Annotated in this window: 17 protein-coding genes and 2 pseudogenes; 8 read left to right on the top strand and 11 right to left on the bottom strand. The window is 58.4% G+C overall.

Annotated elements, in window-relative coordinates:
- The first annotated feature begins 157 nt into the window (after positions 1 to 157).
- Positions 158 to 637 carry a class I SAM-dependent methyltransferase gene (locus NKI99_RS26645; RefSeq protein ID WP_023809557.1) on the top strand — a complete coding sequence of 160 codons (480 nt, stop codon included), beginning with the start codon at positions 158 to 160 and terminating at the stop codon, positions 635 to 637.
- 124 nt (positions 638 to 761) lie between these two features.
- Here NKI99_RS26645 and NKI99_RS26650 read toward each other — a convergent pair whose 3' ends face one another.
- Entirely contained in the window at positions 762 to 2,177 is a 1,416-nt protein-coding gene (locus NKI99_RS26650; protein ID WP_352612689.1) for an adenylate/guanylate cyclase domain-containing protein, read from the bottom strand.
- A gap of 189 nt (positions 2,178 to 2,366) precedes the next feature.
- Here NKI99_RS26650 and NKI99_RS26655 point away from each other — a divergent pair, with 189 nt between their 5' ends.
- The 3 genes from NKI99_RS26655 to NKI99_RS26665 all read left to right on the top strand — a co-directional run bounded on the left by NKI99_RS26655 (position 2,367) and on the right by NKI99_RS26665 (position 5,184).
- Positions 2,367 to 3,206 (top strand): hypothetical protein, encoded by an 840-nt coding sequence (locus tag NKI99_RS26655; RefSeq protein ID WP_023809559.1) that lies wholly within the window; start codon positions 2,367 to 2,369, stop codon positions 3,204 to 3,206.
- A gap of 74 nt (positions 3,207 to 3,280) precedes the next feature.
- Complete coding sequence (locus NKI99_RS26660) at positions 3,281 to 3,805, top strand: GNAT family N-acetyltransferase (protein WP_023809560.1); 525 nt, start codon at positions 3,281 to 3,283, stop codon at positions 3,803 to 3,805.
- Positions 3,805 to 5,184: a hypothetical protein gene (locus NKI99_RS26665; RefSeq protein WP_031212620.1), complete on the top strand. Its 1,380-nt coding sequence runs from the start codon at positions 3,805 to 3,807 to the stop codon at positions 5,182 to 5,184. Before NKI99_RS26660 ends, NKI99_RS26665 begins: the two co-directional genes overlap by 1 nt.
- A 305-nt stretch (positions 5,185 to 5,489) precedes the next feature.
- On the opposite strand, the gene NKI99_RS26670 is transcribed toward NKI99_RS26665, so the two are convergent.
- The 4 genes from NKI99_RS26670 to NKI99_RS26685 are packed head-to-tail and all read right to left on the bottom strand — an operon-like array spanning position 5,490 to position 10,432.
- Entirely contained in the window at positions 5,490 to 6,560 is a 1,071-nt protein-coding gene (locus NKI99_RS26670; protein WP_023809563.1) for an adenylate/guanylate cyclase domain-containing protein, read from the bottom strand.
- Positions 6,561 to 6,563: 3 nt separating this feature from the next.
- Positions 6,564 to 7,058, bottom strand: coding sequence for a Rab family GTPase (locus tag NKI99_RS26675; protein WP_023809564.1), 495 nt, complete (start codon positions 7,056 to 7,058; stop codon positions 6,564 to 6,566).
- A 13-nt stretch (positions 7,059 to 7,071) separates the two neighbouring features.
- On the bottom strand, positions 7,072 to 9,750 hold the full coding sequence (locus NKI99_RS26680) for an OmpA family protein (RefSeq protein WP_352612691.1): 2,679 nt from the start codon (positions 9,748 to 9,750) through the stop codon (positions 7,072 to 7,074).
- 7 nt (positions 9,751 to 9,757) lie between these two features.
- The gene (locus NKI99_RS26685; protein ID WP_031212622.1) at positions 9,758 to 10,432 is read right to left on the bottom strand and encodes a coiled-coil domain-containing protein; all 675 of its coding nucleotides are present in this window, start codon (positions 10,430 to 10,432) and stop codon (positions 9,758 to 9,760) included.
- Between the two features lie 902 nt (positions 10,433 to 11,334).
- Between NKI99_RS26685 and NKI99_RS26690 the strand changes: the two genes are divergently transcribed.
- Complete coding sequence (locus NKI99_RS26690) at positions 11,335 to 14,241, top strand: glycosyltransferase (RefSeq protein WP_352612693.1); 2,907 nt, start codon at positions 11,335 to 11,337, stop codon at positions 14,239 to 14,241.
- Positions 14,242 to 14,399: 158 nt separating this feature from the next.
- Positions 14,400 to 14,567: pseudogene (locus tag NKI99_RS26695) on the top strand (IS1595 family transposase); the annotation flags it as partial.
- A gap of 84 nt (positions 14,568 to 14,651) precedes the next feature.
- On the opposite strand, the gene NKI99_RS26700 reads toward NKI99_RS26695, so the two are convergent.
- Positions 14,652 to 15,779: a RelA/SpoT domain-containing protein gene (locus tag NKI99_RS26700; RefSeq protein WP_352612695.1), complete on the bottom strand. Its 1,128-nt coding sequence runs from the start codon at positions 15,777 to 15,779 to the stop codon at positions 14,652 to 14,654.
- A gap of 336 nt (positions 15,780 to 16,115) precedes the next feature.
- Complete coding sequence (locus tag NKI99_RS26705; protein ID WP_206638033.1) at positions 16,116 to 16,496, bottom strand: type 2 periplasmic-binding domain-containing protein; 381 nt, start codon at positions 16,494 to 16,496, stop codon at positions 16,116 to 16,118.
- Between the two features lie 98 nt (positions 16,497 to 16,594).
- Between NKI99_RS26705 and NKI99_RS26710 the strand changes: the two genes are divergently transcribed.
- Positions 16,595 to 16,984, top strand: a complete 390-nt coding sequence (locus NKI99_RS26710; protein WP_502905562.1) for a DEAD/DEAH box helicase family protein — start codon at positions 16,595 to 16,597, stop codon at positions 16,982 to 16,984.
- 43 nt (positions 16,985 to 17,027) lie between these two features.
- Positions 17,028 to 18,128: a tyrosine-type recombinase/integrase gene (locus NKI99_RS26715; RefSeq protein WP_352612697.1), complete on the top strand. Its 1,101-nt coding sequence runs from the start codon at positions 17,028 to 17,030 to the stop codon at positions 18,126 to 18,128.
- A gap of 832 nt (positions 18,129 to 18,960) precedes the next feature.
- Here NKI99_RS26715 and NKI99_RS26725 read toward each other — a convergent pair.
- The 4 genes and pseudogenes from NKI99_RS26725 to NKI99_RS26740 form a co-directional block, all read right to left on the bottom strand.
- Positions 18,961 to 19,696: pseudogene (locus tag NKI99_RS26725) on the bottom strand (CNNM domain-containing protein); the annotation flags it as partial.
- 129 nt (positions 19,697 to 19,825) lie between these two features.
- The gene (locus NKI99_RS26730; RefSeq protein ID WP_352612713.1) at positions 19,826 to 20,539 is read right to left on the bottom strand and encodes a HoxN/HupN/NixA family nickel/cobalt transporter; all 714 of its coding nucleotides are present in this window, start codon (positions 20,537 to 20,539) and stop codon (positions 19,826 to 19,828) included.
- Positions 20,540 to 20,560: 21 nt separating this feature from the next.
- Complete coding sequence (locus tag NKI99_RS26735; protein ID WP_502895378.1) at positions 20,561 to 21,205, bottom strand: DUF1007 family protein; 645 nt, start codon at positions 21,203 to 21,205, stop codon at positions 20,561 to 20,563.
- A 93-nt stretch (positions 21,206 to 21,298) separates the two neighbouring features.
- Entirely contained in the window at positions 21,299 to 21,733 is a 435-nt protein-coding gene (locus NKI99_RS26740) for a YqaA family protein (protein ID WP_127292005.1), read from the bottom strand.
- Positions 21,734 to 21,742: the final 9 nt, after the last annotated feature.

Consider the following 21,742-nt stretch of genomic DNA (forward strand, 5'->3'; position numbering starts at 1 on the left):
TTGCCGGCTGCCTGTACGGTTGTTGCAGTGTTCATCGTCCGCCTCTATATGTTCCGACACGTGATCGAGTTTGGCACTACGCCTTCGGGATACACCCGTGAACAGTTCGTGTCGGAGGCATTGCCGATCTTGAGCTGGTTCAGGACACACAAAGCATATGAGTCGCCTTGAGAATTTCATCAGCAGGATGACCGCACAGCGCGACATTCTCGACCAAGTCTGCGTCGAGGTGGCGAAGATGGAGGGGCTTGTGCTCGAGCTCGGCCTCGGCAACGGACGGACGTTCCACCATCTGCGCGAGCGCCTGCCCGGGCGCCGGATCGTGGTGTTCGACCGCGAAGTCGGTGCACATGCCAGCTCAATTCCCGAAGCCGAAAACCTCGTGCTCGGCGAAATACGCGAGACGGCCCGCAAGTTCATTGGCATCGAAGCCGCCCTTGTTCATGCCGACATCGGCACCGGCTATGACGATCGCGATGCAGTGACTGCTACCTGGCTTCCCGATCTGATTGCGAGCCTGCTTCGCGTCGGCGGCTTCGCGGTCAGTGGCACGCCGCTCGATCACCCGCTGCTGCAACGCCTCCCGGCGCCGACTTCAGAGCCCGCCGATCGTTATTTCCTCTGCAAGCGCGTGTGAGCGGCCGAGAGCCCTCATCTTTTCACGCAAACGATGCTCTACCGCAATTCCAAGGGAAAGTGCTAGGCGCTTTTCCCGAAAACCGTTTACACTTCCTTGGAATTGCTCTGGACGGCCCAATTGCTCAGGGGATTGTATACACCGCTATCTCCCGCTCGATGCCGCGCAGCGAGACTTCGTGAAGCACGGGCGTCAGAGCGTTCCTGCGCAACAGATCGGCGGTGAGATTGTCGTCGACCACTGCACGGGTGGCGAAGATAGCCTGTGCGTTGGCCAGGTTCTGGACCCGTGAAGCAATGTTGACCGTCTGGCCGAAATAGTCCTGTCGCTCGTTCATGGACACGGCGATGCAGGGGCCGGCATGGACACCGATCTTGAGCAGCAGATCCTCGCGCCCGCTTCTGTCATTGAGCGCACGCATGGCATCACGCATCCTGAGGGCCGCAGCCATCGCGCGATCAGGCGTCGCGAATGTCGCCATCACCGCATCACCGATGGTCTTCACCACCGCGCCTGCCTCCGCCGCGACGATCTCGTGCAGAACCTGGAAATGCACGTGCACGAGATCGAAGGCTGAAAGGTCGCCCACCCGCTCGTAAAGCGCGGTCGATCCGCGCAGGTCGGTGAACAGGAAGGTGAGGCTGGTGATCTTCAGGCGCTGGTTGATGTCGAGCGTATCCGTACGATAGAGGTCGCGGAACGTCTGGTTGGTGAGCAGGCGCTTGGCGGTCAGAAAAGGCCGGCGTTTGCCCAGGAGATTATGCAATGCCTCGCCGGCGATGAAGACTGCCGGCAGCACGCGGGTGTCGGTCCTGTTTTCCAGCGAAATACGCAGCGGACCGGGTAGCATTTCCAGTGTCTGGTTCTGGACATGGTCGCGGTCGAAAGCCAAAGACAGGCTTCGCCGCTCTTTTGTTGGTTTGCCCTTCGCGTCGATGAACTGCGCTGAATGGGTGACCGGCTCGAAGACGATGATGAATTCGGGCGGAAGCTGTATAAGCAGGACGGCCTTTTCACCCGGCGCCAGCTCGATATCCTCCAGCGAGAACGCTCCTATGTTTTTCGCCAGATCCTCTTCCGGCAGATCGACGCCGGATCCCCAGTAAATCTGGCGAAAATATTCCACCAACGGCAGTTCGTGTGGATTGTGGGCGGCAATCCTGCGCACGCGAGGGCTGACGGTGAATGTCACCTCGACCATCTCATCAAGGGTCGGCGAATAGCCTTCGGAGCATAGCGCGCAGGTGTATTCGTCCTTCTGCAGGGTTTTCAGCGTAGCGTTGGTGTCGAGCACGCCGCCACAGCCGGGGCACAGAACATTCCATGAAATGTCGAAGATGCCCACCCGCGCCGCATGGAGGAAGGCGCTTATGGCGCGTTCCTCGTCGAGGCCATGCTTGCTGGTGAAAGCCGGCACATTGATGCGGCAAAGTTCATAATCCTTGCCTTCCGCGATGGTCCGCCGGATCGCGTCGATTGCCTGGAGATCGACATCGGTTGATTGCCGCAAAAGCGAGAACAGATCCTGAATTTCGGTCATCGTGCAGGCTCCGGAAAATGCGCCCCCTAGGTGGTTCACCGGAACCGGTCTTTGTTCCGAGCGCTCCATCTTACTTCGAAACGGATCGTACGGCCATTCGAATGGCAAAGCCCGCGCGACGGTTCAATTTCCGTCGGGATTTTCACCGATCGCAAGCGGCACTATGGTGAGTCCATGGGGTATTCATCTTTGGGACTTTCTCCCGCGCCGACACCCGGCAACCCGCCATTTCCCGCGGCCCTGCGGCTTTTCTCGGCGGGGGTCATCATCGTCCTGATCGTCGGCGCCGGCCTGTTTTTCGCGCCTGCGCTGGTCAAGCCGCGCTGGCCCTGGGCCGTCACGCCGTTCAATGCCCGCTTCCTCGGCGGCTTCTACACCGCCGAAATGGTCGTGATGGCGGCGCTGCTGGTCTGGAACCGCTGGTCGCCAGGCAGGCTCGTGCTTGTCATGGCCTTCATCTTCACCGTCATCGTGTCGGCGGCTTCGTTCTTCAGTCTCGGCTATTTCAACTTCGAGCGCAAAGCGCCCTGGCTCTGGTTCTTGGTCTATCTTGCTTCGGTCGCGGTATCCGGATCGTTCCTTTGGCGGGCCAGGGGCCGTCCTTCCGCAAAGGGCGTGACCTTAAACTCTGCATGGCGCGGCTACATGTCGATGGAAATGGTGATCCTCGGGCTCTATGGCGTCGGTCTGTTGCTGTTTCCCCTGACATTCGGCGGCTTCTGGCCGTGGCCGATCGACGCCTTCCACGCTCAGGTCTACAGCGCCATCTTCCTCGCCGGAGCGGGCGGCACATATCTCGTCAGGAAAAGCGCGCCGCGCGAAGAGCTGCTGGTGCTCGGTCTGGCGCAGTTTCTGGTCGGCTTGTTTGCCATCCTTGGCCTTGTCATCACCGAGGCCGCAGTGCACCGGATCGACTGGACGGCGACGGGAACATTGTGCTGGCTCGCCCTTTTCGGCTGGATCGGAATCAGCGGCATCTTCAAACTCTACGCCGTCTCCTGGTACTTCAGCGCGCAATCGGCATCATAGGATGATGAGATGGCTGGATTTTCAGATGATGTCCGGTGCATCGTGCCGGGCCCATTGCCTTTGCCGGGAAAGCCATGACCAGCACGACCTCGCCATTCCCAAAGAAAATCCAGCCGCAACTCCGGGCCATTCGGCCAAGCGATGCGGAGGCGCTTTGCGCCATCTTCAACATGCCGGGCTTCCGCTGGGGCACGCTCAGGATGCCATTCGAGATGGTGGAGCAGGTAGAACGGCGTATCGCCAAGTCCGGCCAGGAAACCACCTGGATCGTTGCCGAGCTGGACGGCAAGGTCGTCGGCCATGGCAGCCTGGTCGTGCAGGGTTCGCCGCGCCGTTCGCACATCGGTGAGATCAATATCGGCCTTGACGATGGCTTTGTCGGCAAGGGTATCGGCTCTGCCATACTTGGCGCGCTGCTTGACGTGGCCGACAACTGGCGCGCCCTGAAGCGAGTCGAATTGACCGTCTATGCCGACAATGAACCGGCCATCCGCCTCTACACAAGCCACGGCTTCGAGGTCGAAGGCCGGCATGTGAAGGCCGGCTTTACCGAAGGGCGGTATCACGACCTTCTGAGCATGGCCCGGCTGCGGTTCTGATGACCACGGACTTTGATCCGACCCTTAAGGCTCCGGTGGATGTTCTGGCAGTGCTATCACTGCTCTGCCCGGAAGTCGTGCGTGACATCGAGCAGAACTGGAATGCACCGGTTTCCGAATACGCCCGCCATCTGTGGCGGCCGGTGGCAAGGCCTGCATCGAGTCCGGCGATCGCTGCCCGTTCGATCCTGCTTGATATACTGCATCAGCGCCTTGATTTGATCATGCAGCCTGAAGAGGTCGGCAAGGCCCTTGAAGAATTCGACCACAGACCGGTGATTCAGTCCGGCCTCCACTGCCTGCTTCTGATGGACCGGATCACCTTCGATGCCCTCCTGTTTGCCTGGCTCGGCGCGGTCGAAAACGGGCTGTCGGCCTTCGTCGGCTTCATGGGAACGACGATGACCATGGAGACAATTGGCCGGGAGGGGCCGGGATGGCTCGATGTCGGCGACGACAAGGTCAACTTGTTTGGCATGGGGCGCCACAAACTATGCCGCAAAAGCGCCTGCGCGGCCGGCCCGGTCACCCTCAACAAGCGGGCGCTCGAAGCGGTGGGCGACGAAACGGATGCCAGCCGCTGGCTGGGCACACTGCTCGCCAGCCAGGACAAGGTGTTTGGAACCGCCGCCGATGCACTGACAGAACTCAACGAGGATCTGGTCGCCGATTGGGATCGTTCCGGCATGGCTCGGCCGGTGTTCATCGATGACCGGCTCGCGGCTTCCGTCGTGGCGCGGCATCTGGACCATGACAGCAGCCTTCTTTCCAAGCTGCTCCTTGAGCCCGCAAGGCGTCAGCGTCTCGAACGTACCCTGCAAGAGACCGAATCGAGCCCATTTGGCAGATTCCTGCCCAATGCCACGGCCTATTTCTGGGGCATTCGCGAGGAGCGCGTGCGCAAGCTCGTCCTCGAGAACGGGCACCTGATCGAGCCTGAAAGGCCGAATGGTCTTTCCATCCCGTTCGAGCGGGCGCATCTCAAGCAGGCGCTGCTGGACGGCGTGCTGCTGCCGAACTTGTTCCTGACGTTCCTCGTTCTTGCCATATTGCCGCGCGTGCGGGTCGTGGGCGGCCTGAGGCAGATCGGTTATGTAGCGCTTTTCCATTCGATCCTGCTGGCCGCGCTGGATGAAACCGCGCCGGAAGAGCGCGGTCTGGCTGCCGAGTTGCAGGTTCGGGAAAATGCCTGGGGCACCCGGGTCATCGATGAAAAAATGTCGGTCCGCGAACAGGTTGCCGGCCTGCCGGCAGGGAGGCTGTTTCCTGACCTGCTCGGGCACTACCGTTCGCACACCTTTGCCGAGACGACCGACGACCTGAAACTGGTTCGTGAAAACGCCCGATGGCGCAAGATAGGCCGAGCCTTTGGCGTCTGATCCGGGCCGCATGCCCTCATTTGTCATTGCACTATTCCGGCCTTGCGGAGCCCGTCGACCGTGAGTTCGATATCGGCAGGGTTCTTGTAAGGCAAGACTTTGCGACGGTATTCCAGCGAATAGTCAGGATTGACGCGAGCAGTTCCTGCCATGCCGCCACGCGTGGGGAAAACGGCCCAGATGGCCGTAACTGTCGTTGCGAGCCAGCCCCAAGTCGCCCAATGAGGGTCACTAGTTGGGTCAAATCTTTGCGTTGATCATTTGCGGCTTGAGATGCAGTGCGCTCCAGGATCGTCAACCGGAAATCAGGCTGGGAGCCGCCACATTCGTACACGACCTGCACCACGCAATTCCGTTTCCTCAAGTGGGTCGCAAGCAAATTTTGGCCCAAGCAGTTGGCGCGTTGCATCGGAGATACGGATTTCACCGGGCTCCGCGGACGTTTGAATACGTGAGGCGAGATTAACGGTCTCGCCCCACAGGTCATAGGCGAACCGCCTTTTGCCTATGACGCCAGCGACGATCGGTCCCGAGTGAATTCCAATTCTCAGCCTTATCGGTTCTCCTGCGAAGAGTTCGCGCTTGACCGCCTTGCGCAGTTCAACTGCATAGTGCGTGAGGGCTCGTGCATGATCGGATCGCGCGGTGGGCAGGCCAGCGACCACCATGACACAATCGCCGATAGTCTTGATCTTTTCGCAGCCGTGTCGTTCCGAGAGCCTATCCGCCGCCTTGAAGAAGTAATTCAAGATAGCGAGCGTAGTCACCGCTCCGACGCTGCGCGCTCTTTCGGTAAAACCGACGATGTCGGCAAAAAGCACACTCACCTCCGCGTGGTTGTCGGCAATTTTCTTTTGCGCTTTCAACCGCTCCGCGATCGACGCCGGAAGAATGTTGAGGAGCAGGGATTCCGCGCGCTGGTATTCACGCGACAATCCCTCCTGACTCTTCCTCAACGCCTCATTGGCCGAATGTAACTTCTCGTTGAGTTGGCGCTCCCTCTCTTGCAGAAGAGTCATTTCATAAGCCTTCTGTTGAAGCCGCTGCTTGTTGTCGCGTTCGGCAGTGGCATCAAGAAAGAGCAGCCACACGCAGTCATCATCAGCAAAAAGATGAAGGTCCGCGACACGCCCGCTGGGCAGTTCGACCATAGGCATATGAAATGGAAGCTCCGGGCAAGGCAGCAAACCTTCCATGAATTCAAGCTGGTCGGCTACAGGCTTACCGATGCGAAGGCATGAGAGCCCGTAATGTTCAACGTTACCGCCCTTCGCCGCTGTCCGCAGCTGGGCGTCAATTTTCACATACGCAATAGCACGCTCGTTGTAGAAGAAATCGTAAATCCAGCTTCCGACCTCTCTTGGCAATCTTTGCATGGTCTATTTGGTGACCATCGAAGCGAGTTTAAGAAACGCATCATCGACATGCTCACCCGAGAGCGCACTTGTCAGATAGACTTGCCATCCGCGTTGCCTCAGTTCGTCAATTTCTCTATCTGGTATTACCCACCGATCGGCCAGATCTGATTTGTTGAAAAGCAGTACGAACGGCATAGCACCGAATTCAGCCTCGACCCGCTCGCGCAGCGTGAGTGCAGCGGTAAGGGTAGCGGCGCGGGTTCCATCGACGACAAGCACGAGGCCTGTCGCACCTCGCACATGGCTGACGCGGAATGAGCCGATATCATCTTCGCCGGCCAAATCCCATAAAATCAGATCCACTGTTTTGTCCGGGAGTGCGACACTCTTTTTGTCGATTTTCACTCCCACCGTGGTCAAGTAGGTCTCTGAAAAGATGCTTTTCACAAACCTGCGAACCAGGCTCGTCTTTCCAACAGAGAACCCGCCCAACATACAGATCTTTTTTTGCAACATCTTGGGCTCCCACCTAGTCCAAGTTTACCGTAACGGAAACCCGGCGATTGGTGGAGCTACCAGCCTGACTATTTTCAGGCACCGCCGGTTCAAAGGTGCCCGCGCCCCGAACCAGCAGCAGTTCCGGGGCGACGCCGCGCTTGTTGAGAAGCGCACGAACTGTCTCGGCACGGGCGGCGCTGATCGACGCGTTGGCCGTCTCACGGCCCGTGGTGTCCGAATGGCCGGTCAACATGAACCGCGCAGTTACGCCTGACTTGCGGGCATTTTGGGCGAATTCCTTTATTTGATCCGCCAATCTGTCGAGAACCGGCGTCTGCTCTGGTCCCGGCACAACTTTGCCGGAAGAGAAGAAAATGTCGGTCGTCTGGATAGACTCTCTCAAATGATTGAGCTCTGCAAGGTCCAGCTCACGCAGTTGCGAGACATCCAGAACCACTCCGTCCGCCGAAAGTTGTTCAGCGGCGGCCTGCGCCCGGTCGATCCAGGCGGCAGGAGCCTCGCCCACGACAACGATGCGACCCTGGATGATCGAAAGTCGGACCGATTTCGGCGGCGTCAGCGACGCCGTCAGCCGCTTCACCACAAACTTCGGATCAAGGCTCTGGTAGAATTGCCACTGTGAATGAACGCGGGCAGGATCGACCTCCGTTCCGGACAGCAGAGCTTGCGGGTCGGCGGCAAGCGGGTCTCGCAGGCCGGAAATATAGAAATGTCCACCCCTGGTCGATTGTTGGGCGACGACAATTCCCGGTTGGGCCTCAAGTCGCGACACATAATACTGCCAGTGCTCCGCCGCGCGTGCTTCGGGGCTCACATCACGAACCTTGGAAATGTCGAATTCCGGTCCACCTGCCGAAAGCTGTCGGGCCGCTGCGCGCGCCCGATCTATCCAGGTGTCGGGAGCCTCGCCCTCGGCAATGATGCGATTATTGACGATCGAAAGTCGTACTGTATCCGGTGGATACAGCGACGCCGTCAGCCGTTTCAACACGAACTCCGGCTCAAGGCTCTGATAAAATTGCCATTGTGAATGAACCCGGGCGGGATCGACCTGCGTTCCAGACAACAGCGACTGCGGGTCGTCGGCAAGCGGGTCTCTCAGGCCGGCAATATAGAATCGGCCATCGCGTATTTTTTGTTGTGCAACGATGATGCCCGGCTGGGCCTCCAGTCGCGACACGTAGGCCTGCCAGCGCTTCGCCTCGAGTACTTCGGGGCTTACGTCACGAACCGTGGAGATGTCGAATTCCGGTCCGCCTGCCGAAAGCTGTCGGGCCGCTGCACGCGCCCGATCTATCCAGGTGTCGGGAGCCTCACCCTCGGCAACGATGCGCTCATTGTCGATTGATAGTCGTACTGAATCCGGCGGAGCCAGCGACGCCTTCAGCCGCTTCAGCACGAACTCCGGTTGAAGGCTCTGATAGAATTGCCACTGCGAATGAACCCGGGCGGGATCGACCTGCGTTCCAGACAACAGCGACTGTGGGTCGGCGGCAAGCGGGTCTCTTAGGCCGGCAATATAGAATTGGCCGTCGCGCGCCTGTTGTTCGGCAACGATGATGCCCGGCTGGGCCTCCAGTCGCGACACGTAGGCCTGCCAGCGCGACACATAAGCCTGCCAGCGCTGCCCGGATTGCCAGGAAAGAAAGAACCAACCGCCTGCCAGAATCAAAAACAGCAGGGCCACGGCGGCCACCAGCCACGGAAATCCCTCGTTTGATTCCTCCTGCTTCTGCTCCACGCAGGTCCGCAATTGCGCCTCTACCCCGGCCAACTGCGAACTGTCGCCGTCAAACTCTACTAAAGCCTGTGAGCATTCCTCATGGATGCGAAGCAATACATCGCGAACTATTTCATGCAATTCCTCTGGCGGATTTCCCCGGATCACCGAAACCAGGGTCGCAAACGGTCCAACTTCCGACCAGAGACGAAGGTCGCCAAAACGGATAGTGTCCAGGCCGCTCTGCTCTCTCTCGTTGAATGAATCTTTCACAAAATCTTGAATTGCACTAAGCATCGACGAAATCAGCTGGGGATCTTCGCTCGTCGCATTGTCGGCAGCTACATGCGCTATCAAAAGCCCGGAATTACGATTAATGAGAAAGGCATGCTCTACACGATAGATAAGAGAATGCTTTAGGACAACTTCCGAGAAGCTCGCACCTGTCCTCCAAGCTTCAAATCTCCACTTGAGCCCATGCCAGGTAAATATATGTCTTAAAGTTTCATTCAGTGACTGAAATGTCTGGTCGATCTTTTCCCCGATCGACTTGCGGATTGCCGGCAGAAACACCGGGTATAATATATCCGTCAGCGTGCGCGGGCTCTTCTGGATTGACCGTTGCACAGCCCGTTCGACAGCTGGCGCAAGCGCCTCGCCGAGCTGCGCATGAGTCGCTCGCGCGACCGCAATGGGAAGAACATCGCCCACCGCTGCCGCAAGCTGCTCGGGTTCGTCCAGCAGATGCGTAACTCGTGAAAGCTCCGAAATTTCGCGGCTGACCAGCAACTGGCGCAGCGTTTCCATGCGAGGATCGGCGGTTGGAACTCCGTCGAAACGCGCACGATAGTCCGGATCAACGTTCCGGGCAATTTCGACCAAAAGACGAGCCAGAGCCTCGCGATCAATTTCTGTATCGTTCGAGGCTGTTCTTTGTGGAAGACTGATTGGGTCGACGGTTGACGTCAAGGTCCCATCAACTCACTTTCCAGCTACGATCCGAGTTGCCCTTGCTGCCGACGGGATCCTGATTCAGACATTTCGCAACCTCTACAAACAGGCCAGCCAAAAGATTTCGGTCGGTCTTAACGTTGCTGAGATCGGCAAACATTTTCTCTATCAGCATCTGAACGCCTTCATTCTTCTGCTTAATTTCCTCACGCAACAAATGATCGTTTCGATTTATCCGGTCCGAAACGTCCCGCTCAAGCGCGCTCAATTGATCCGACAACGCACGCACCTGCTTTTCAAGTGCCTGGTTTTGCTCGCGAAGATTCCGGTCAATCTCCTTGTCGGCATCGGCTCGTGAGTCTTTTTCGTTCCGCAATTGCGCCGCGAGCGAATCGATCTGCTTCTTTGCATTTGACTCGTACATCTCAAGATTGCGCTTGGCTTCGGATTCGACATCCTTGAAGCGCTGCAACACCCGTTCTTCAAGCTTGGAAAAACGGCGGTCATAGTCCTGCATCTGGTTGCCGAACAGCAGATCGCGTATCTTGTCGACACCTACGGCGTCGCCGGCGCCCCCGTTTTCGCGAACCTGGGCCGCCATGAAGTTCAGCCCGCTTCCGTCTGCATTACCAATCAAATTTGCGTCCGCTTTGTTTGCGGAGGAAACGGCACTCGAAGTACTCGAAGATTCCTTGGCCATCCTTATACCCCTCTATTTGAACCACCTGCCACAGTGCAGAGACCCATAAACAGGTGAAGATGCCAGCAAAATCCGCAACCTGCAAGCCGGAATCTTCTTGGCGCAAGCCAATTTGCGTGCTCTTTTTACACGTCTTGGACCGGCCGAAAAAGCACCAGTACCGCTAGGTGTTGCTCTCGCCCCTCTCTGTGATAGCAACCATAGCCGTTTAATCTAATTGGTTATCGAGCGAAATCTACTATGAAGCCGAGTGATACAATGGCATTATGTATATCTATTTAGAAATATGTAAGTAATGAGTTTTCATTAGAAATTGCTAAAATAGCTGTTCCAGCGGGCAGCATATTGGCTCTCGCTCCGCTATATACTGCCACCATCAGCTTCCGGCGCGAGCTCAACAGTAGAAGGAGAATCTTCTTTTCACACGCGGAATCGCCGATCAAGAATGCAGCCCGGAATCGAGGTGTTTCGGTCGATAGGAGAGAGCAATAGGTCCCAATAGCTGGCAGTCATTCAACCAAAGCTTCAGTGGGCTTGCATTGTTGCGTCGTCGATTGCAAAGGACGGCAGTTTGCCATAGCCAGGCCAGGGACCGCAGCTTGTGGTCATGGCGCCGAGTTCAGGGATCGACATGAGTATGCGGCATGCTTGGCTTTGACGTGCATCTGCGACAGCCGGCGTCCGATCTCGGCGGCACGGATGAAATGCTGCGCCAGGCTTCTAACGTCGCTAGCAGGACAGGAGCAAGCTCGCACTGCAGCCAAATGGCGGCGCGACGGCTCGGAAGAGTTCACGGGAGACTGTTTGGATGCAGCATCCTCGGTGACCGTTTCCTTTGGCGGGAAATCGCCGGCTATGTCTCGGGGCTCTTGTACCTTCGAACCAGGCTTGGGTAAGACGGCATGGCGCATAATCCATTGGTTTCAATCGTGGTTCCTGCGCACAACGCAGAGGTGACGCTGGCGCGCGCACTCGATTGCCTTCTCGATCAGGAAATCGTGGATTGGGAGGCGATCATCGTCGACGACGCCTCCACGGACCGCACCCCCGCGATCATTGCCAGTTATGTGGAACAAGATTCCCGATTTCGGACGTTGAATTCTTGCGCCCGTGGCCCCGCCGGCGCGCGCAATAGCGGGATTTCGACGGCGCGCGGCCACTGGCTCATGTTTCTGGATGCGCACGATTGGGTAGACGCCAGCTTCCTCGCGAAAATGCTAGCCGCACTGGAGGCTGCGCCCGATTCAGTGGCCGCCTATTGCGGCTCCCAATGCGTGATGCCCGATGGCGAACTTATCTGGTTGAGCATCTCGTCAGAGGTTGCGATCCAGCCCTTTGAAACATTTGCCCGCCGGTGTGCCATCGCCACCCACGCGCTGCTGCTCGACCGGGAGACAATCGTCGAGTTGGGCGGTTTCGATGTGTCGCTGCGTACATGCGAGGACTGGGATCTGTGGCAGCGCCTCGCCCGTCTCGGCAGAAATTGGGTAATGGTCGACGAGCCGCTCGCCTTCTACCGGGCTAGCCCCAACTCGCTCACCCGCAATTCATCTCAGATGCTGGCCGACGCGGAAATCGTCATCGCCCGTGGCTTCTCTGCCGACTCCAGAGTCAAACACCCGGTGACTATCCACGCCAACGGAGCGAACTCGGCGGATGGCCGCACCGCTTCCGAAGCACTCGCGTGGTTCGCATTTTGGAACGCCGCGTCGGATTGCGGCGGCGGCTCGGGCTCAATCAACCCGCAGTCCCTGCGCGCGCTTCCGGCCGGACGCAAGTGGGCGAGTGAGATCGCCAAGGTAGCCATCAACGGCCTTGCGGTGGGAAGCCTGTCTGTGCCGGCGCAACTGGCTGCCAGGTGGGGAAGGTTCGGCCGCGCCATCACCGAGTTGATTACCGAACTCAGCAAGGTCTGGGACAATCCCGCAGCGGCTCGCCGCATCCAGTATCAGCTTGAGCAAATGCTTCTCGACGCCGACGATCTTGGCGCGCCGCGCAGGCTGGCGCGAACACTTGGAATCCGCGTCGACGCTCGAAATCCGACCTCGACCGAACTGCCGGAAGGAATCGACCAAATCTATGCCTACCTGATGATGGATGGCCACATCGAGGCCGTCGTACAATTCGGCGTGCTCGGGACAGTGACAAGGGATCATTGGATTGAACTGATCCGGAATTTCGCACCGCAAAAGGAGGCTGGCGCCAACACTCCGAACACGCTTCCAGCCCGGGCATTGTCAGGCACAGCCGAACGCGAGCCTGATCCGGACAGCCATTTCGGCAAACTCGCGAGATTGGCTGCGCAAGCGCGGGAGTTGGTCCGGTCGAGCGCCGAACCTGCGGAGCCTTCTGCCGCGCCGCGCCGTGCACGGCCCAGGCACGACGAGAATCGCACGTTGTTCTGGAATGGCTATTTCACGACCGAGGATCCCTGGAACTACGGTTCGTCCTATGAGCAGGAAAAATATGAGCGGCAACTCGAGATTCTGCCTGCGGGTCCCATCGGACGGGCACTTGAGCTCGCCTGCGCGGAGGGCCACTTCACGCGGCAGCTGGCGCCGCGAGTGGGCCATCTGACCGCAACCGACATCTCCGCCATAGCCGTGGGACGGGCCCGCGCGCGATGCAGCGATCAGCCGAACGTCGAATTCGGCGTACTGGATTTCTCCGCAGACACGCTGCCGGGTGAAATGGATCTGATCTTCTGTTCGGAAGTGCTCTACTATCTGGATGATCTCGCCGAGTTGCGGCGCATTGCCAAAAAATTCGCAGAGGCGTTGGCGCCTGGCGGCAGTTTCATCAGCGCCCACGCATTCGTGCTGCGTGACAATGTTGAAAGGACGGGCTTCGACTGGAACACATTCGGGGCACAAGCGATCTCAGAGGCGCTCGCAGCGACCGAAGGTCTCGTCCTCGAGCAGTCGATCCAGACCGAGCTCTATCGCATAGACCGCTTCCGCCGCCTGTCACCGCACGATGTAGTGACGGAACCGAGGATTGATCATGCGCCGATCCGCGCGCCCATCGGACTCGGGGTCGCCCGAAATATCGTCTGGGGCGGGGCGCGGGCCTTGCGCCGCGACGTCGCGCGCAGCGAGCGGCGGCCACGTATCCCTGTCCTCATGTACCACAGCGTCGCCGAAGAAGGTCCGGCTGCCCTCGCCCGTTTTCGGCTAACGCCCGCCGCATTCGCCAGCCAGATGGCATGGCTGCGCGCCAATGGCTTTCACGCGACCACGTCCGAGCAACTGGAACGGTCCATCGCCAACCGTCAGCCTTTCGCTGGCCGCCCAGTGCTCATCACCTTCGATGACGGCTTCCAGAATTTTGCCGACCAAGCCTGGCCAACCTTGCGCGCGAACGACCTGACCGCGGAAGTGTTCCTGGTGACTGACCTGGTGGGTGAAAGCGCGCAGTGGGATGCCGAAAACGGTCCGCCGACGCAGCTTATGGATGCCGGGACGGTGCGGCGGCTCGCCGCCGAAGGTGCGTTCTTCGGAAGCCATCTCGCGACGCATCGCGCGATCGATGGTCTGTCGAGCTCTGACTTGGCCGCCGAACTGCTGCGCTCTCGTATGTTCATCGAACGTTGGACCGGTCGGCCAACCTCGGCGTTCGCGGCACCCTTCTCTGTCACCGACCGACGGCTCGGCAGACTGGCCAAGGAGTCCGGCTATCGGATCGGCTTCGGCAGCAGACACGGGCCGGCGGACCTTAATTGCGATCCCATCGATCTTCCACGCATCGAGATTCGCGGGGATCGCTCGCTCGACGACTTTGTCGCCACCGTCGAGGCCATGCTCGATTAAACGGTGAACTTTGTCACGGTCATCGGTCCCGCTCACGTGCGCAAGATCGACGAAACGCTCCGCACTCGCCAGACTGCTGCGATCGCCCGATGTCACCCCGAGATCGGAATGACCTGCCCCGGCGGCTGAGTAAACACTGCCAAAATACCCGGCGCATCAGCATCTTCAAGCGCGGCATGCGTGGCACCTATCAGCCTTGCGCAAAAAAGCATCTGCACCGCGACCTCTCCGAATATGACTTCCGCCATAATTCACGCGTAGCCCCTGGCATGAACGACGATGCACGGGCCGGTCGCAGCCTCGATGGTATCGTCGGCAAGCGCCTCGCCTCGGGTTACTTCACACGGAAGCGAGCGACGGCGCTTAAGCCGACCCAGTGCAGGCTAACTGTATTGGATAGCCGCTTTTCCCTAGCAGATGGATTTCAGATTACGAGCAAATAAGGAAACGTCTCCGAAGTAATTCGGATACATTTCCACAAGCTTTTCTTGCTTATCCACCTCGACCAAGACAGCCTTTATCTCACTGCCCCTTAGCTCGATTTTTTGCTCGATCTCTTTCAATTTTCGTGCGCCTAATATAAGTGCCGTGAAAGGCTCGACGGTCAGTTTACGATCTTCCCGATATTGAAGCAAATAGAATCGAGTTTTTTCCGCTTGATGTACGAAATTTTCTGGGCATCGGGTAGTATTCTTGATTTTTTCTAGTATGCCGATCGCATCTATACGCTTGTTGAGATCCCGCAATTCTCGAACCCGGTCATTGTGATCCGGAACACTTACATGAACGGGGCACTGCTCAACGTGCGCGAATTCCGCCGACATAAGCTGGAAAAGGCGAAGCCAATCCTGGTCGCCCTCTCCGTGCTTCAAATCCTGGCCCCGGAATAGCCCGACAGCCTCAACCGCAGTTGCCCATGAGTGCTGAAGCTTGGTACGAACTTGCAACTCGATGCGTCGTCCGTCGAAAGCCTCGGTGTCGGCATCTCTGGGTCGGTATTTGAAAACAATATGGTGACTTCGATACCCGTCCGGCTTCGGCTCATCGATATAGTTAAACTCCCTAGAGTGGATCTCATGGGGGAACTTGTCTCGCATCGATGCGAGAAGCGAGCGAACACCTTTGATATCGGCCATGATCGCTCGGCAACCGCCGATGTCGTTCATGGTGTCCAAATTGGTGGTGGACTCTCGAAGCTTCCGACGAATGGATGCCATGCGCTTCGGCCGGGATGCCATGTCGCCCTCCAGTCGCAGGGCTCTTATGTGATGACCGACAGAGAACCGAACGCTGCGCATCGGCAGAAAGTGCGAGTCGCGCCAGCTATTGGCGATTGAGAAGATTTCGAGTGCGTCCACATACTGGCCGACAGTGATGTCTCGTCCGAACTGAATAGGTTTTGCCAGCCGGTCGCCTGCCTTGCGAACGGCTTTCATGCTGTAGGCAAGGCGCGGGTACTCAGTCATTGGAGCCAAGAAATCAAGATAGCCCGCCTCATTCTGGACTGGCCGGACTATCGCAGGGGAATCAGATCCCAAGAGTCATATCCGTTTGGGTAAGCGAAGTACCATAGCGCGCGACATCGGATCTCCGCGAGCGATCGTCTCGGCCGTATCTGCCTAGATCGCGCCCCTGGACATGACGCGGACGTAGATGCCGTCACGGTCAGCCAGCTTATAGTTCTTTTCAGTGCTTTAAGGGCGACGCCGACAACATAGCAATTGCCTCCTGAAAGATACCTCAGGACAATTGAAGGCTTCATGGCAGGAAATTGCCTTTTCTCCATCGCATTGGGCATTAAAAAGCACCACCGTGAGCCTTATTGCTCTGATGGTGGTACCTAGAAATCCGGGTGGGCGATATGCGAAGGTTCATCAAAGCCAATCGACGTTTGAGTGGGCCTGAATCATTCCCACTCGATTGTTCATGTCGGCGACGATCAGCGTCGGTGGCGGCAGTTCATCGAGGATTGGTCTTCGAACGATCTCCTCCCCATCGGCGGTGGCGCGACCGATAGGCCGCATGTTGAGGACGGCCATGCCGAAGCCGGATGCGACGGCCGAGCGCACCGTTTCGTAAGAGCGCGTGCGAAAGCGCACCTCCGGCCGTTTCGCCAGCTCCTCGATCGGCTCTCGAACGCGTGAGGACGATGCTGGGAAATCTTCCTGAATGATCCGTGCGGAACATTGGAAACCTTCGGACGGGTTCGTTCTGGAGCCCAATGCCCTAGAGGCAGCAACAGAGACCGAAGCCAACCTAGCGCTCACTGCCGGACCGGGAGCCGGCAAGACGGAGATGCTCGCAACGCGCCGACTTTCTCCTGCGGACGCGAAGCTGCAGATACCCAAAGCGTATCCTTGCGATCTCCTTCAAGGTCGATGCCAGCACGAACCTCAAGGCGCGCGTAAGGCGCCGGTGCGGCCACCAGCTTGGGGAACGCTTCGACAGCTTCACATTCCATCGCTTCGTGCTCCGCATAATCCAGCAGTTCCGCCTCGCGCTCACCGGGCAGGACGTACTGGCTGCGGACTTCTCCGTCGGGCCGGCTCGCATCCAGGGCCAGTCGATTACATTCAGGGACATGATCCCTCTTGCGAAGACGATCGTCGAGGGCAGCGTGATCGCGCGGAACGCGCTGAGGAAACGTACAGCCAGGTATTCTTGGACGAGTTCCAGGACTGCACCGATCTCCAGTACGGCCTCATTAAGGCCTGTTTCCTTGGAACCGGCGCGCAACTCGTAGGGGATGTCATGGAAAGACAGTCTATCGCTATCGTGCAAAGGGAATGCCTGAAATCCGCCTCCCCGGTCAGCCCGGCGATCCGGAATTCGAGGCTGCCTATGAAAGGGCAACGCAGGGTCAGGGCCTGAAGGCAATTATTATCGACCTACCCGGTCGGGCGTTGCCAAAGACGTTCGGTCATGCTGCGCGGCGACTTGAAGCGACGATGGAATGGCTGGACTTTGACGAAGCGACGCAACGGAAAAATGCCCGGCTTATTGAACGCTTCCTCCGAATGCAGGTGGATCCTGCCTGTCCGCTGACTTGGCGCGATACGCCAGTAGAACATCTCGACGCCGACCATCTGCGCGCGATTGTCGAAAGCGTCTTTGCCGCCAACCGGACGGTTGCCAAGCACCTGCTGGTCGCAATCAAGAAGCTCCTGTGGGTGGGGATCGAAGTTGAGAAATGGATAAAACCGCAGGACGATCCCTCACTGTCGATCCGCGTCCGCATTCCTAAATCGACCGCCAATCCCGCGTGGCCCGTCCCCATTCGTGAAAAGTTCGAGGCGCGCCATCCGATCGGCTCCCCGCCGCGCACCTGTTACGCGCTCGCCTTCTGGCTCGGCAACCGACGCGGCGATATCGCCTCGTTGGAATGGGACGATCTGGTATTCGAAGAGATCGAACTGTTCGATGGCTCTCTAGAGGTGATCGAGGCCTTCGATTTCCGGCAGAAGAAGAACCGCAACCGTCACGGCGGGCGCGAGATGTTTATCCCCATCGTCGACAAGCTCGCGCAAGCGTTGGCGCCGCTCGATCGTTCGAAAGGCGGGACGGTCCTGAAGAATGCCTATGGGCGTCCATTCGCGGAAAAGAGCCTCACCGGCATGATGGCACATTGGAACAAGCAGGCCGGCATTCCTGAGGGCTACACTCTGCACGGGCTACGCCGCACATTCGGCACTTATCTCGCCGAATGCAACATCCAAGCACGCGCCATCATGGAGGCGATGGGGCATTCTTCCATGACGGTGACGGACGAATATGTCCGAGAGGCCAACAAGAAGCGAATCGCTGTCGACATAGCCCGCGCCATCAACGAGCGTGAGGCCAAACGCGATGCGATGAAGCAGCGAGCGGCCCTGCGCGTCGTCAAGTAGGTGAGATCAACCGGCCATGCGCAGGGTGCTACATCGGCCGCCCATTCTCTTTGGGCCCATAACGGGCCCAAAACGTTTTGGGCCGAGGCATATTTTTATCAATGAAATCAATGGTTATGGTGGTGCAGGCAGTCATTGGCGAACCAGTCTCTGTCTGATTTTCCCTATTAGAGCCCGAAAAACAGCGAATTTCTGGCGATTTTGAGCGGCCGAGCCAATTCCGGCCTGAAATCTCACAGTAGTTTCAACGCGTTGTCCAGGAATTCCCTATTCGCCCTAACAGGGAAATGAAAGTAGTCCAACAGGGAAACGCCACGTGCGTCAGGCGCGGGAAATGCGCATCGCTTGCTTGACTTTGAGCGGCCTAGCGACTGGGTTGTCTCACCCACCGAATCCGTCCCCAAGCCAAAAATGCCGCACACCTTCACCCGCCAAGAATTGTATGACCTCGTTTGGTCGACCCCTATCGTCACGCTTGCTGAGCGGTTCGACATATCGGACGAGGGCTGGCGAAGACTTGTGCTCGCTATCAGATACCCGTTCCCGGCCGCGGCTATTGATCGAATGGGCCAAACAGCGGCTGGCTCACATCGAAGCGCAGAACCAACTTGATGTGCTGACTTCGAACCTGCGCGAGCAAAATCTCTTTCCCGACCCAGACGATTTGGATAATCCTGAGGGTGATCCGCCACCGCCAAAGACCCTGTGGGGCTAGCAACGCATTGCAAACGACCTGCTCAGACGGTGGGCCAGCGCCCTGCATCCCGTCGGCCCAATTGAGTTGCAGGTTCGAGGTGAGCTGTGCCTTGCGAAACAGGTCTTTACCTTCCGGGCTGTTTGCGGACGACACGCCGATCCAGTCGATATCGCGCCGCGGCGTCATGATATCGGCGATGCGCCGATCGCCAATGTTGAAGACGCGCTCGACGAGCTCCTGCTGGGTCTGGTGAAGCAGCCCTGCCTCCTGGCTCGCCGCGACAAGCAGCTTCAGCTCTAAGCGAATGCAGGGACTCCTCGCCCGTCCCTAGCCGCAATCCTCAGAGACGCAACACCAGATTGCCAAGACCGTTCAAAGCGAGGATCGCCGGCCTGAGCAGGAACAGGAACAGGCCTAGCGGCCGCACCACCCAGAGTGCCGTGCCCTCGCTACGCTGAAGCGCCAGGCTTTTCGGCGCCAACTCGCCCAGAACGATGTGGAGAGCAGTGATGATAATAAAAGCAATTGCTACGGCGATTATATGGGATCCGGCGGTGGCAAGAGACCCCATCGCTCCGACCAGCAGTGGCTCGATCAGATGGGCGAGTGCAGGTTCGCCAACCCAGCCAAGCGCCAGCGACGAAATGGTGATACCCAGCTGGGTCGCGGCAAGATTGGCATCGAGATTCGCCAAGGCTCTTTGAAGCAGCCCGGCATTCAAGCGTCCAGCGGTAGCAAGTTCGTCGACTCGGCTCCGCCTGACCGCCACCAACGCAAATTCCGCAGCGACAAAGAAGCCATTTGCGCCAACGAGTACTAGAACCAACAGAATTCCAAGAATGTCGCGTAGACTACCATCGTCCGCCGGCATGATATCCTCTGCTGGATCTGACTGGCGGGATCTGTGAAGCGTATTTGGCGCTATTGCGCAACCGCATTGGGCTCAGAATTATCACGCGGAGCTGCTGCCCCGACGCGGGGACTCTGGCTTTGGACAGCGTTAGGAAGAAGTGATTTGCCAGACCGCTACGCCGGCTAGAACAATTCCGGCAGCGCCTTCGATCGTCCGCGAAATGGCATCGAACAGGCGTGGCCGGCTGTCGAAGAAATGCACTAGGCGCTCCCGAAACAGGATCGACAACACCGCAACGCAAGACAGCGTCAGCGCCACGCCGGCCATCATGGTGATTGCAAACAGGATACCGGCGAGCGGAACGCCTCTGGATATTGCGAAGGTCATCACGAAAAGCGTCAGCGGGCATGGGATCAAGCCGGCCATGACGCCGACGGCCTCGCCCTCATGCTTGTGGTGATGGCCGTGGCTCAATGCGCGCCAGAGCATCCAGACGCCTATGAGTCCAAGCAGCCCGCGACTGACGTCTTCTAGTAGCGGCGCGCGGCCAACACTGCCCAGGGCAATAGACACCAACGGTAGCGAGAGCGCCGCGATCAGCACGGCAATCGTCACATGCGTGAAGGAAAGTGTCAGTGATACCCGAAGACCGCGCGAAACCTTTGCGTTCGAACCGGCCAAATACGTGGCCAGTAGGGCTTTGCTGTGACCCGGCGTCAGCGCATGCGCTGCACCGAATAACACGCCCATCGGCAGAAAGGCCGTGAAGGCCAGCCAATCGCCGCCGGCCGAAAGCAGTTTGATCTGCTCGGCCAGCGCCAGGTAGATCGTGCGTTGGAAGTCGACCAGCGTCTGGAACATGGCCATCGAACCGGCTCCGGGTCAGCCGCAGGTCAATTCGAGGCGTGTCGCGAAAATCTTGCCGAGATCGGTCCCTGTTGGGTCACTGAAGAACGCGTCTGTCAGGCTTTTCTGGTTCTGTGCGATGGCCGTGTCCGGATCTGGACGGACGACCGCGCGTGAGCAGCCTACAGGCAGGCCAGCCACAGCAATCTTGTCGTCGTCGGTAAAATCGATCGCCGTGTAGAAGGTCGGGTCATAGACGCCGATGCTGACTTTTCCAGCAAGAGCCAACGGGTCCTTCGGCTGCGTTTCGAACTGGACAACGAGCTGATCATTCTCAAAGCTGACGCTGAACTTCGGTGGCGGCGCCATCGTCACGTCCTTGCCGTTCAAGGTCACCATCTGAAAGTAGTTGTACCCGGCCAGCGACGCATGGACGGTGAGAGCAACCTCATCGAGTTCTTTTGTATCAAGAACAAGGTCGGAATTCTTGTCGAATTCCATCAGCACAGTGCTGGAAAAGAGGTCGTCGAAACGCCAGAGATGCCGAAGTGATTTGACCGTGCGGTCTTGACCGACGGTCATGTCCAGCTTCGCTTCGGCAAAGACATGGGGATGGGCACTCGCCGCCGCGGCGGAAGCGAGCAACAGCGCGACGCCTGATACCATGCCCGTCAGTCGCATTTTCACTCGCACTTCATCGTTTCCGGTCAGGCAGCACGTCTGGCATTGCAAGCAGGCCGAAATGGGACATGCGGTTAAGGTGGGCCCTCAAGATCAAATCACGCTCAGCGTCATGGCGGCAAGAACAAGATAACGGCCGACCTTGGCCGCAGTGACCAGCAAGAGGAAAACCCGAAAAGGCTCGCGCAGGACGCCCGCGACGACGGTCAGCGGATCACCGACAATTGGCAGCCAACTCAGCAGAAGCGACCACTTCCCGTAACGGCGATACCACACTTGTGCGCGGTTTAGTTGCGTTTGGTTCGCCGGAAACCACCGCCGGTCCCGAAAGCGCTCAATGCCTCGGCCGAGCAACCAGTTAATCACCGACCCAAGCACGTTGCCGACGCTCGCGACTCCGACTAGCAACCAGGGCGAATAATCCGCAAGCAAGAGCCCGATCAGCACCGCTTCCGATTGCATCGGCAAGATCGTCGCGGCGATGAAGGCTGCCAGGAAAAGACCAGCGTAGGCTGCGAGATCGGTCATTGAACAGCG

Origin of the sequence: Mesorhizobium sp. M0239, from assembly GCF_040321815.1 — a bacterium.
In the GTDB taxonomy this organism is placed as follows: domain Bacteria; phylum Pseudomonadota; class Alphaproteobacteria; order Rhizobiales; family Rhizobiaceae; genus Mesorhizobium.

Excerpts from the sequence above, each read along its gene's own strand:
- NKI99_RS26645 (WP_023809557.1), top strand. The coding sequence starts at position 158 with ATGAGTCGCCTTGAGAATTTCATCAGCAGGATGACCGCACAGCGCGAC.
- NKI99_RS26650 (WP_352612689.1), bottom strand. The coding sequence starts at position 2,177 with ATGACCGAAATTCAGGATCTGTTCTCGCTTTTGCGGCAATCAACCGAT.
- NKI99_RS26660 (WP_023809560.1), top strand. The coding sequence starts at position 3,281 with ATGACCAGCACGACCTCGCCATTCCCAAAGAAAATCCAGCCGCAACTC.
- NKI99_RS26665 (WP_031212620.1), top strand. The coding sequence starts at position 3,805 with ATGACCACGGACTTTGATCCGACCCTTAAGGCTCCGGTGGATGTTCTG.
- NKI99_RS26670 (WP_023809563.1), bottom strand. The coding sequence starts at position 6,560 with ATGCAAAGATTGCCAAGAGAGGTCGGAAGCTGGATTTACGATTTCTTC.
- NKI99_RS26675 (WP_023809564.1), bottom strand. The coding sequence starts at position 7,058 with ATGTTGCAAAAAAAGATCTGTATGTTGGGCGGGTTCTCTGTTGGAAAG.
- NKI99_RS26685 (WP_031212622.1), bottom strand. The coding sequence starts at position 10,432 with ATGGCCAAGGAATCTTCGAGTACTTCGAGTGCCGTTTCCTCCGCAAAC.
- NKI99_RS26690 (WP_352612693.1), top strand. The coding sequence starts at position 11,335 with ATGGCGCATAATCCATTGGTTTCAATCGTGGTTCCTGCGCACAACGCA.
- NKI99_RS26715 (WP_352612697.1), top strand. The coding sequence starts at position 17,028 with ATGCCTGAAATCCGCCTCCCCGGTCAGCCCGGCGATCCGGAATTCGAG.
- NKI99_RS26730 (WP_352612713.1), bottom strand. The coding sequence starts at position 20,539 with ATGTTCCAGACGCTGGTCGACTTCCAACGCACGATCTACCTGGCGCTG.
- NKI99_RS26735 (WP_502895378.1), bottom strand. The coding sequence starts at position 21,205 with ATGCGACTGACGGGCATGGTATCAGGCGTCGCGCTGTTGCTCGCTTCC.
- NKI99_RS26740 (WP_127292005.1), bottom strand. The coding sequence starts at position 21,733 with ATGACCGATCTCGCAGCCTACGCTGGTCTTTTCCTGGCAGCCTTCATC.